The sequence below is a fragment of the Streptomyces sp. NBC_00273 genome, assembly GCF_036178145.1.
Lineage (GTDB): Bacteria > Actinomycetota > Actinomycetes > Streptomycetales > Streptomycetaceae > Streptomyces.
The window spans coordinates 6,970,110-6,981,362 of the sequence record NZ_CP108067.1; the positions used below are offsets into that span (position 1 = coordinate 6,970,110).

9 protein-coding genes are annotated in these 11,253 nt (G+C 72.0%); 5 read left to right on the forward strand and 4 right to left on the reverse strand.

Features of this window, described 5'->3' with window-relative positions; genetic code table 11:
• The first annotated feature begins 118 nt into the window (after window positions 1-118).
• Window positions 119-3,661: a DNA polymerase III subunit alpha gene (dnaE, locus tag OG386_RS31025; RefSeq protein ID WP_328790831.1), complete on the forward strand. Its 3,543-nt coding sequence runs from the start codon at window positions 119-121 to the stop codon at window positions 3,659-3,661.
• 73 nt (window positions 3,662-3,734) lie between these two features.
• On the opposite strand, the gene OG386_RS31030 is transcribed toward dnaE, so the two are convergent.
• Window positions 3,735-3,899: a hypothetical protein gene (locus tag OG386_RS31030; RefSeq protein ID WP_328790832.1), complete on the reverse strand. Its 165-nt coding sequence runs from the start codon at window positions 3,897-3,899 to the stop codon at window positions 3,735-3,737.
• Window positions 3,900-4,119: 220 nt separating this feature from the next.
• Between OG386_RS31030 and OG386_RS31035 the strand changes: the two genes are divergently transcribed.
• The 4 genes from OG386_RS31035 to OG386_RS31050 all read left to right on the forward strand — a co-directional run bounded on the left by OG386_RS31035 (window position 4,120) and on the right by OG386_RS31050 (window position 8,081).
• Complete coding sequence (locus tag OG386_RS31035; protein WP_327385957.1) at window positions 4,120-5,427, forward strand: NYN domain-containing protein; 1,308 nt, start codon at window positions 4,120-4,122, stop codon at window positions 5,425-5,427.
• Between the two features lie 28 nt (window positions 5,428-5,455).
• Window positions 5,456-6,493, forward strand: coding sequence for an ABC transporter ATP-binding protein (locus OG386_RS31040; protein ID WP_405786913.1), 1,038 nt, complete (start codon window positions 5,456-5,458; stop codon window positions 6,491-6,493).
• 62 nt (window positions 6,494-6,555) lie between these two features.
• Entirely contained in the window at window positions 6,556-7,362 is an 807-nt protein-coding gene (locus OG386_RS31045; protein ID WP_328793427.1) for an ABC transporter permease, read from the forward strand.
• Between the two features lie 47 nt (window positions 7,363-7,409).
• Window positions 7,410-8,081 carry a hypothetical protein gene (locus OG386_RS31050; RefSeq protein WP_328790833.1) on the forward strand — a complete coding sequence of 224 codons (672 nt, stop codon included), beginning with the start codon at window positions 7,410-7,412 and terminating at the stop codon, window positions 8,079-8,081.
• A gap of 162 nt (window positions 8,082-8,243) precedes the next feature.
• Here the strand turns inward: OG386_RS31050 and ybaK are convergent, their stop codons facing one another.
• The 3 genes from ybaK to OG386_RS31065 form a co-directional block, all read right to left on the reverse strand.
• Window positions 8,244-8,741, reverse strand: coding sequence for a Cys-tRNA(Pro) deacylase (gene ybaK / locus OG386_RS31055; RefSeq protein WP_328790834.1), 498 nt, complete (start codon window positions 8,739-8,741; stop codon window positions 8,244-8,246).
• A 10-nt stretch (window positions 8,742-8,751) separates the two neighbouring features.
• A complete protein-coding gene (locus OG386_RS31060) occupies window positions 8,752-9,489 on the reverse strand; it encodes an LON peptidase substrate-binding domain-containing protein (RefSeq protein WP_189736164.1) in 738 nt (245 codons plus the stop codon).
• 96 nt (window positions 9,490-9,585) lie between these two features.
• Window positions 9,586-11,181 (reverse strand): oxidoreductase, encoded by a 1,596-nt coding sequence (locus OG386_RS31065; RefSeq protein ID WP_406738723.1) that lies wholly within the window; start codon window positions 11,179-11,181, stop codon window positions 9,586-9,588.
• Between the last annotated feature and the right edge of the window lie 72 nt (window positions 11,182-11,253).

Sequence of the window (11,253 nt, forward strand, 5' to 3'; positions counted from 1 at the left end):
ATCGGCCCTCCTGGTTCTGCAACGCCCGACCGTACCGGTCAGTGCCCGCGATCTGTCACCCGGCCGACGTAGGATTCGAAGCTGCCCCCTCGCCCCCCGCCCCCGGAGGACCCGCGCCGTGACAAAGCCGCCGTTCACGCACCTGCACGTCCACACCCAGTACTCGCTGCTGGACGGTGCCGCGCGGCTGAAGGACATGTTCAACGCCTGCAACGAGATGGGCATGACGCACATCGCCATGTCCGACCACGGCAATCTGCACGGCGCCTATGACTTCTTCCACACCGCGCAGAAGGCCGGCATCACGCCGATCATCGGCATCGAGGCGTACGTCGCCCCCGAGTCCCGGCGCAACAAGCGGCGCATCCAGTGGGGCCAGCCGCACCAGAAGCGCGACGACGTCTCCGGTTCCGGCGGTTACACCCACAAGACGATCTGGGCGTCGAACGCCACCGGTCTGCACAACATCTTCCGGCTGTCCTCCGACGCGTACGCCGAGGGCTGGCTCACGAAGTGGCCGCGGATGGACAAGGAGACCATCTCCAAGTGGTCCGAGGGCCTGATCGCCTCCACCGGCTGCCCGTCCGGCGAGGTGCAGACCAGGCTGCGGCTCGGCCAGTTCGACGAGGCCGTGCAGGCCGCCTCCGACTACAAGGACATCTTCGGCGAGGGGCGCTACTTCCTGGAGCTGATGGACCACGGCATCGAGATCGAGCGCCGGGTCCGCGACGGGCTCCTGGAGATCGGCAAGAAGCTCGGCATCCCGCCGCTGGTGACGAACGACTCCCACTACACGTACGCGAGCGAGGCCGGCGCCCACGACGCGCTGCTCTGCATCCAGACCGGCAAGAACCTCTCGGACCCGGACCGCTTCCGCTTCGACGGCACCGGCTACTACCTGAAGTCGACCGACGAGATGTACGCGATCGACTCCTCGGACGCCTGGCAGGAGGGCTGCGCCAACACGCGGCTGGTCGCCGACCAGATCGACACCGAGGGCATGTTCAAGTTCCGGAACCTGATGCCGAAGTTCGACATCCCGGACGGCCACACCGAGGTCAGCTGGTTCCGCGAGGAGACCATGCGCGGCATGCACCGCCGCTACCCCGGAGGCATCCCGGAGGACCGGATGCAGCAGGCCGAGTACGAGATGGACACGATCATCTCGATGGGCTTCCCCGGCTACTTCCTCGTGGTCGCCGACTTCATCATGTGGGCCAAGAACCAGGGCATCGCGGTGGGTCCGGGCCGAGGCTCCGCGGCCGGTTCGATCGTCGCGTACGCCATGGGCATCACCGACCTCGACCCGCTCACGCACGGCCTGATCTTCGAGCGCTTCCTGAACCCCGAGCGCGTCTCCATGCCCGACGTCGACATCGACTTCGACGAGCGTCGGCGCGTCGAAGTGATCCGGTACGTGACCGACAAGTACGGCGCCGACAAGGTCGCCATGATCGGCACCTACGGCACCATCAAGGCCAAGAACGCGATCAAGGACTCGGCGCGCGTCCTGGGCTACCCGTACGCCATGGGCGACCGGCTGACCAAGGCCATGCCCGCCGACGTCCTCGGCAAGGGCATTCCGCTCTCCGGCATCCTCGACCCGCAGCACCCCCGCTACGGCGAGGCCGGCGAGATCCGCGGGATGTACGAGAACGAGCCGGACGTGAAGAAGGTCATCGACACCGCCCGTGGTGTGGAGGGCCTGGTCCGCCAGATGGGCGTGCACGCCGCCGGCGTGATCATGTCCAGCGAGACCATCACCGACCACGTACCCGTCTGGGTGCGGCACACCGACGGCGTCACCATCACCCAGTGGGACTACCCGAGCTGCGAGTCGCTCGGCCTGCTGAAGATGGACTTCCTCGGCCTGCGCAACCTCACGATCATGGACGACGCCGTCAAGATGGTGAAGGCCAACAAGGGGATCGACATCGATCTCCTGGCCCTCCCGCTCGACGACCCCAAGACCTTCGAGCTGCTCGGCCGCGGTGACACCCTCGGCGTGTTCCAGTTCGACGGCGGGCCCATGCGCTCCCTGCTGCGCCTGATGAAGCCCGACAACTTCGAAGACATCTCCGCCGTGTCGGCCCTGTACCGGCCGGGCCCGATGGGCATGAACTCGCACACGAACTACGCCCTGCGCAAGAACAAGCAGCAGGAGATCACCCCGATCCACCCGGAGCTGGAGGGCCCCCTCGAAGAGGTGCTCGCGGTCACCTACGGCCTGATCGTCTACCAGGAGCAGGTGCAGAAGGCCGCTCAGATCATCGCCGGGTACTCGCTCGGCGAGGCCGACATCCTGCGCCGCGTGATGGGCAAGAAGAAGCCCGAGGAGCTGGCGAAGAACTTCGTCATCTTCGAGGAGGGGGCCAAGAAGAAGGGCTTCAGCGACCAGGCGATCAAGGCCCTGTGGGACGTCCTGGTCCCCTTCGCCGGCTACGCCTTCAACAAGGCGCACTCGGCCGCGTACGGCCTGGTCTCCTACTGGACCGCCTACCTCAAGGCGAACTTCCCGGCCGAGTACATGGCCGGCCTGCTCACCTCGGTCAAGGACGACAAGGACAAGTCCGCGATCTACCTGAACGAGTGCCGCCGGATGGGCATCAAGGTCCTGCCGCCGAACGTCAACGAGTCCGAGCCGAACTTCGCGGCCCAGGGCGACGACGTGATCCTCTTCGGCCTCACCGCGGTGCGCAACGTCGGCACCAACGTGGTCGAGTCGATCATCAGGACGCGGAAGGCCAAGGGGAAGTTCTCCTCCTTCCCCGACTTCCTGGACAAGGTCGAGGCCGTCGTCTGCAACAAGCGCACCGTCGAGTCGCTGATCAAGGCCGGCGCGTACGACGAGATGGGCCACACCCGCAAGGGCCTGGTCGCGCACCACGAGTCGATGATCGACAACGTGGTCGCGGTCAAGCGCAAGGAGGCCGAGGGACAGTTCGACCTGTTCGGCGGGATGGGTGACGAGAACGCGAGCGACGAGCCCGGCTTCGGCCTCGACGTGGAGTTCTCCGACGTCGAGTGGGAGAAGTCCTACCTGCTCGCCCAGGAGCGCGAGATGCTCGGCCTCTACGTCTCCGACCACCCGCTCTTCGGCCTGGAACACGTGCTCTCCGACAAGACGGACGCCGGCATCTCCCAGCTGACCGGCGGCGAGCACTCCGACGGCGCCGTCGTCACCATCGGCGGCATCATCTCGGGCCTCCAGCGCAAGATGACCAAGCAGGGCAACGCCTGGGCCATCGCCACCGTCGAGGACCTGGCCGGCTCCATCGAATGCATGTTCTTCCCGGCGACCTACCAGCTCGTCTCCACCCAGCTGGTCGAGGACACCGTGGTCTTCGTCAAGGGCCGCCTCGACAAGCGCGAGGACGTCCCCCGCCTGGTCGCCATGGAGATGATGGTCCCCGACCTCTCCTCGGCCGGCACCAACGCCCCGGTGGTCCTCACCATCCCCACCGTCAAGGTCACGCCGCCGATGGTGACCCGTCTGGGCGAGATCCTGCGCCACCACAAGGGCAACACCGAGGTGCGGATCAAGCTCCAGGGGCCGCGGACCACCACCGTGCTCCGCCTCGACAGGCACCGCGTCCAGCCCGACCCGGCGCTCTTCGGTGACCTCAAGGTGCTCCTCGGACCGTCCTGCCTGGCCGGATAGCGCCCCCGGCGGTACGCGCGGAAGGGCCCGCCCGGTGACACCGGGCGGGCCCTTCCGCGTGCGAGTACGGCCGTCAGTTGTGGCCGAACTTCTTCTCCTTGCGCTTGTGCGCCATGTCCATCGGGCTCGGCGCCGAGGAGGAGGGCATCGACTCGGTCTCCGAGGCGCCCTTGGTCGGATCCTGCCCCGACCGGGGCTGCTGCTTGGCGGGCTGCTTCTGGTTCTTGTTCTTGGCCATGGTGGAGCCTCCGTGAGGGTCTAGGGGCCAGGACCGCCTTCACACTCACACAACGCCAGAAACGGCGCATTTTGGATCATTACTGCGCGTAGCCGATGCCTCTCGCACCGTCGACCGTGAGATCCGCCACGCCGATGATCGAGTTCCGGCCTTCAACACCCTTGGGGTCGGGCAGACTCGGGGAACCGCCGCAAAGCACAGAGGACCCCCAGGGAAGAGGGTGGAACGCGTGGACCGCTGCGTCGTCCTGGTGGATGCCGGCTACCTGCTGGGTGCCGCCGCCAGCCTTCTCGCCGGGGAGCCCTCCCGCTCCCGGATCACCATCGACCATGCCGCCCTCATCCAGGGCCTGCGCGAGCGGGCCGAGGCCGACACCGAACAGCCCCTGCTGCGCATCTACTGGTTCGACGGAGCGCCCGACCGGGTGCCCCAGCCCGAACACCGGCGGCTGCGCGTCATGCCCCGCGTCACCGTCCGGCTCGGCGCCCTGACCCGCAGCGACGGCCGCTGGGCGCAGAAGGGCGTCGACGCCGCCATGCACGCCGAACTCACCGAGCTCGCCCGCAACCGGGCCTGCTCCGACGTGGTCCTGGTCACCGGCGACGGAGACCTGCTGCCCGGCCTGATGTCCGCCAAGGAACACGGGGTCGCCGTCCACCTGTGGGCCGTCCAGGCCGCCGACGGGGACTACAACCAGTCCGAGGACCTCGTCGCCGAGGCCGACGAACGCCGGGTCCTGGACCGGGCCTGGATCACCCGGGCCGTCCGCGCCAAGGACCTCACCGGACTGTGCTCCCCGCCGCCCGCACCGCGCCCCGACATCGCCGCCATCCTCTCGGCCCCGCTGCCCGAAGCGGCGCTCGCCGAGGCCGCCCGCAACGGCGCCGCCGCCACCGGGTCGGAGGGCCGCGACGGGGCCCCCGTACCGGCGCCCACCACCCCCGGGGGCAAGCCGGTGCCCACCCCCAAGGACCTGGCCGGTGCGCTGCGCGCCACCGGCCAGCAGGGCCACCCGCAGACCGGGCCGAGCGGCGCCCACGCCCCCGCCAGCGCCCTGCGCTGGTCCTCCGACAAGGGCTGGATCGACCGGGCCGGGCCGCTGGGCGAGCCCGCCGAGACCGCCTCGCTGCCCACCCTCGCCCAGCTCACCAGCGCCGAACAGCGCTGGGCGGACCGCGAGGAGGACATCACCACCGTCGGCGGGGACCCGTTCGAGGTGGGACAGGTGTTCGCCCGGCGCTGGATGGAGCGGCTCCCGGAGACCGTGCACCTGCAGAAGCTGGCCACGATGTACCCGCGGATCCCGCACCGGATCGACGGCGAACTGCTGCGCTACGCAGCCCGGTTCGGGCTGCTCGCCCACAAGGACGACCAGATCGACGAGCACGATCGGTACGCCATCCGCGCGGGGTTCTGGCGGGAGATCGACGTCCGCGCCGCCGCCGAACACGTGGCCGCCGGACCGGCCTCCGAGCCCGGATCCGGCCCCGGCGAGCTCGCGGCCCCGCTGACCCCGACGGCCGAGTAGGGCCGGGAACCCCGTAGGCTGCTCCCTCGTGAGTACGGGCACAGCACAGGCGCGAGAAGGCACGGCGGCGGCCGCGGGAGCGGCGCCTGACGTCATCTTCGCGGTGCGTGACCTGGTCAAGACGTATCCCGCGGTACGCGGCCGGCGCGGGGCTCCCGCCCTGCCCGAGACCCGAGCCAACGACGGGATCTGCCTGGACGTCCGGCGCGGCGAGATCTTCGGCCTGCTCGGCCCCAACGGCGCCGGCAAGTCCACGCTGGTCCGCCAGCTCACCGGCCTGATGCGACCGGACTCCGGCTCGGTGACCCTGCTCGGCCACGACCTCGTGGGCCACCCCGAGCGGGCCTCCCGGCTGCTCGCCTACCTGGGGCAGGAGTCCACCGCCCTGGACGAGCTCACCGTGGGGCTGGCCGCCGAGACCACCGCGCGGCTGCGCGGGCAGGGCGTCCGCGCCGCCCGAGCCGCGCGCGACGCCGTACTGGAGGAGCTCGGGCTGACCCCGATCGCCGGACGGCCCCTGAAGAAACTCTCCGGCGGCCAGCGCCGCCTCGCCTGCTTCGCCACCGCGCTGGTGGGGGAGCGGCCCGTACTGGTCCTCGACGAGCCCACCACCGGCATGGACCCGGTCGCCCGGCGGGCCGTGTGGTCCGCCGTCGACCGGCGGCGCGCGCAGCACGGCGCGACGGTCCTGCTCGTCACCCACAACGTCATCGAGGCCGAGACCGTCCTCGACCGGGTCGCCGTCATCGACCAGGGCAAGGTCATCGCCTGCGACACCCCGGCCGGACTGAAGGCCACGGTCTCGGGCGAGGTCCGGCTGGAGCTGGTCTGGCGCGAGGGCGCTCCGCTGGACGTCCCGGAGGTCGCCCGGCTGCGCACCCGGGCCGCCCGGTCCGGGCGCCGCTGGGTGCTCCGGCTGGCGCCGGACGAGGCGAGGGCGGCGGTGGCCTCGGTCACCGGGGGCCCGGCCTTCGCGGCGCTCGACGACTTCACCCTGGCGACCCCCAGCCTGGAAGACGTGTACCTGGCCCTCGGCGGCAAGACGAAGGGGCTGGTGAAGTCGTGAGCGACCGTTCCACGGGGGCCGGCCGGGCCGTGCTCGCGCCCGAAGCCGTGCCCGCACCCGCTGTGGGCACCGCGCCCGCGGGCGCCTCTGACGGGCCTGCACGGGCGCCGCAGCCCGCGCCGCTGGCGCCCGGCGCGCGGTTCTTCCCCGCCCTGGCCGCCGTCTACCGGGCCCAGCTGTCCCGGGCCCGGGTGGCCCGGATCCCGCTGCTGTTCGTCGCCACCTTCCAGTCCGTCGGGATCATGATCCTGATGCGGGGCGTGGTCGACGGGGGCTCGGAGGCCCGCGCCGTCGTCGCCGGCTCCTCGGTGCTCGTCGTCGCCTTCGTCGCCCTGAACCTGCTCGCCCAGTACTTCGGACAGCTGCGGGCCGGCGGCGGGCTCGACCACTACGCCACCCTGCCCGTGCCGCCCGCATCGGTGGTGCTGGGCGCGGCCGCCGCGTACGCCTCCTTCACGCTGCCGGGCACCCTGGTCACCGCCGTCTTCGGCTGCCTGCTGTTCGGGCTGCCGATGAGCGGGCTGTGGATCCTGGCCGCGGTGGTACCGCTGGCCGGGGCCGCGCTGGCCGGGCTCGGCGCGGCGCTGGGACTGCTGGCACCGCGGCAGGAGCTGGCCACCCTCGCGGGGCAGCTCGGCATGTCGGCGGCGCTGCTGCTCGGGGTGCTGCCGCCGGAGCGGATGCCGGAGCTGATCGTGTGGGCCCGGGACCTGCTGCCGTCCACGTACGGCGTCGAGGCGTTCGCCCGTACCTTCGCCCCGGAACCGGACTGGGCCGCCGTCGCCTTCGACCTGGGCGTGTGCGGGGCCGTCGGGGTCCTCTCGCTCACCGTCGCGACCTGGGCGTACCGCCGGGCGGCCGTCCGCTGACACGGTCCGCCGACGCCGCGGCCGAGCGCACCTGGCACGATGTGGGGGTGACCGAAGCCGTGACCCCGCAGTCCCCCCTCGACCCGCCGTCGCTCCCGACCGAGAAGCCGGGAGCCGCCTCCGGGGCGATCACCCCGGAGGACGTCCGGGACGGGGCCGTCGTCGCCCTGCTCGTCGGGGCGGCCGGACTGCTCCTCGGCCTGCTGTGGCTGTGGCTCGCCCCCCGGGTGCAGTACGTCTCCAACGGGGAGGCCGTGTTCCTGCGCAACAGCGAGAGCGAGGCGCGGATCGCCTCCGACGGCACCTTCTTCCTGCTGTCGCTGGGGCTGGGCGCGCTCACCGCCGTCGGCACCTTCCTGTGGCGCCGGGCCGGCGGTGTGCCGCTGGTGATCGGGCTGGCGGTCGGGGCCTGCTTCGGAGCGGTGGTGGGGTGGCGGTTCGGGCTGTGGCTGGGACCGTCGTCGGACCTGGTCGCGGCCGCGAAGCAGGCGGGCAAGGGGGTTCCGTTCGACGCGCCGCTGGAGTTGCTCGCGCACGGGGCGCTGTTGGTGTGGCCGATGACCGCCGTGGTGGTGCACCTGGGGCTGACCGCGTTGTGGACGCCGCGGGATCCGGATCCCGAGCCCGTGTTCGGCCGGTCGGGGTTCTACCAGGCACCGACGTCGGCGACGCCGCCCGCCGATGCCGCTCCGTCGGCGCCGGAGGCCCCCCGCGCCTGACCCCGCCGGGGTGGTGCGGGCGGGCCGCTGCGCGGAGCTGGTCCCCGCCCCGCCCTTTCACCGTTTTCCCGGGGCTCCGCCCCGGACCCCGCGCCTCAGGCGCCGGCGGGGCTGGGAGAGGCGGGCTCCGTTCCGGACCCCGCGCCTCAGGCGCTGGTGGGGCTAGTTCTGACGGGCGATCGGGGCCAGGGTGGCCGAGGTGAGGGTGGTCAGGTCCGACGGGGAGAGTTCGATCTCCAGGCCGCGGCGGCCCGCCGAGCAGCAGATCGTGGGGTGCGCCGAGGCAGAGGCGTCGATCACCGTGCGCAGGCGCTTGCGCTGCCCCAGCGGGGAGATGCCGCCGAGGACGTAGCCCGTGGTGCGCTCCGCCAGGGACGGGTCGGCCATCGCCGCACGCTTGCCGCCGACCGCCGTCGCCAGGGCCTTCAGGTCCAGTGACCCGGAGACCGGGACCACCGCCACCGTCAGGACCCCGTCCACGTCCGCGACCAGGGTCTTGAAGACCTGGGCGGGCGAGACGCCGAGCGCCTGCGCCGCCTCCTCCCCGTACGAGGGATGGGCCGGGTCGTGCTCGTACGCGTGCGTGGTGAACGGCACGCCCGCTGCCGTCAGGGCGACGATCGCCGGGGTGCCCGCCGCCTGCTTGGACTTCTTCGCCATCGGTGTGTACTCAGTTCGGGCTCGTCGGGGCACGGGTCAGGTCCACCGCCGGCAGGGACGGCAGGTGACGGATCACCGCCGTCTCCGTACGCAGCAGCTTCAGCTCCTCCGCCAGCCGGGTCGCGGTGTCCGGGGCCTGGAGCAGCCGCTGCTTCGCCGGGATGTCCAGCACCGCCGCCGCTGCCACCAGGTAGGAGACCACCGAGGGCTCGTCGGGGAGCTCCGCGCCCGTCAGGGACCGCTCGCGGGCCCCGGCCAGCCGCTTCTGGTAGTTGCGGAAGGCCCGCAGCACGCCCTCGGCCAGGACGCCCGCGCCGTCGCCCGCGTCCTCCGGGAGCTCTTCCAGCTCCGCCGTCAGGAAGGGGCCCGAGGCGTCGACCGAGATCAGCCGGACCCGCGTCGTACCGGTCGCCAGGACCTCGAAGCTGCCGTCCTCCCGCTCCCGGACGGTCGCCGCGTCGGCGATGCAACCCACTCGGTGGAAGGCCTGGATCGGGTCGGGGCCGAAGCCCGCCGCCGGGCCCCGCTCGGGCAGGGACGTCTGGTCCGGCAGGCCGGGCGCGGTCGGCGCGACCTCCCGGCCGTCGCGGATCGCGACGACCGCGAAACGGCGCGGCTCGTCCTCGCCCGTCTTCAGCAGCTCGCGCATCATGGCGCGATAACGCTCCTCGAAGATGTTCAGCGGCAGGACGAGTCCCGGGAACAGCACCGAATTCAGCGGGAAGAGGGGCAGGCGAACGGTGGTCACGACGCACAGGGTAATCGCCCGGGCCACCGAGGGTGTCCGGCGTTTGAGGGGCGGACGGCGTCACGTGCCCCATCCGCCGGACGACCCCCGCCGCCGTCACCCCCGCCGCAGGAGCCGGGAAGCCCCCGCCGCCACCGTCGTGGCCAGGATCCAGCCCATGACGACCAGGCCCGCCGCCCCCCACTGCCAGCCGCCCTCCAGCTTCCACTGACCCTGCTGACCGAGGTCGATCACCGGGAGCAGCAGATCCAGCGCGTACAGGGCGGCGCTCCACTGCGGATGCTCGTCCTCCTTGATCGCCGGCGGGTGGAGCTGGGAGAACAGCAGCGCCCCCGCCGCCCACAGCACCGCCATCCACAGGGCGGCCCGGCCCGGCCGGTAGCCGTAGACCACCGTCCAGTCCTGGAGGTACCCCCACGCCTTCGGCCCGAGCGGCAGCGTGGCCCGGCGCCGCCGCTGCTTGGCCAGCAGCACCTCGCGGGCGTCCTGGTCCTCGCCGCTCGCCCGCAGTACGGCGGCCAGCCGCTCGTACGGCTCCGGCGAGTACTCGGGAGTGGCCGCCGCCACCCACTCCAGGCGGCGGGAGAGCGGGAAGTGCCCGCGGGGCGCGAGGTTCTCGTAGACGAACCCCTCGATGGACAGCCCGCCCGGGCCCGGCCAGCTCGTGGAGGTGTCGACCAGCTTCACCACCTTGGCCCCGGACACCACCACCCGGCCCTGCTCCGGCCGCTCGCCGACGAACCGGAACTCGGGGGTCTGGATCCGGCGCAGGGATATCTCCTGCTCGGGGGTGAGCGTGAACCGCGCCCCGTAGAAGTCGATGGCGTCGCCGAAGCGGCCGTCGTCCAGCCGCAGCCCGCCCCGGCACTCGAAGTGCTGGGCCCGCCGGCCCCGGGTGGGCGTCGGCCCCAGCCCGTACGGGGGAGTGGAGGAGCCCCCGTACGCCGCGTAGTCCAGCGCGATGGAGGTCAGGTACAGGGTCCGCTCGACGGTCAGCTGCGGGGCGTTCAGTGCGAACCGCCCCTGCGGGTTGCGCAGGCGGGCCCCGCGCAGGTTCATCGACACGCCGACCTTGGCGCCGCGCAGGCTCACCTCCCCGTACGTCTCCAGCAGCTCCCCCTGTAAGTCCTGCGCCACCGACATCCCGTCCGCGGCGATCGCCCGGCCCTTGTTGTCCCGCTGCACCACGGCCTGGCTGACCAGCAGGTCGGTGCCGATCTGCGCGTCGGTCAGCCGGATCCCGCGCGCCACCCGGCAGCGCGGCAGGTGCAGATCGCCCTCGGTGTGCAGCCGGGCCGCCTCCAGCCGGGGTATCGCGCAGTTGATCAGGCGCAGCGTGCCGAAGCGGGCCTCGGACAGCTGGATCTCGCTGTCGAAGCGGCAGGACTGGAGCTCCACGTACGGGGCGACCGCGCCACCGGACAGTTCCAGCCGCCCGCTGATCCGCACCCCGCGCAGCTTGAGCGAGGCCACCCGGCCCGGCACGGGCGGCGGACCGTGCAGCAGCAGCCGGGCGACCACCCGGGCGCGGACACTGCGCTCGGGCCCCCAGACGTGCTCGGCGTGCGGATCGTCGCGGTCGGCGGCGCGGGCGCTGAGATCGCAGATGCTGCCCGTGCGGTACGCGTCCCACATGCGGCGTTCGGAAGCGGTGAGATCCGCCGGTTCCTCGTCCGTGCGCGCCTCGGTCACGGCGGCCCCCCTCCGCTGTCAGTTACGTGTAGGGGAACGCTATCGGGCGCCTGTGACATCCGTGGCCCGTAT

Coding starts and splice junctions, on each gene's coding strand:
- OG386_RS31030 (WP_328790832.1), bottom strand. CDS start 3,899: ATGGCCAAGAACAAGAACCAGAAGCAGCCCGCCAAGCAGCAGCCCCGG.
- ybaK (WP_328790834.1), bottom strand. CDS start 8,741: ATGGCGAAGAAGTCCAAGCAGGCGGCGGGCACCCCGGCGATCGTCGCC.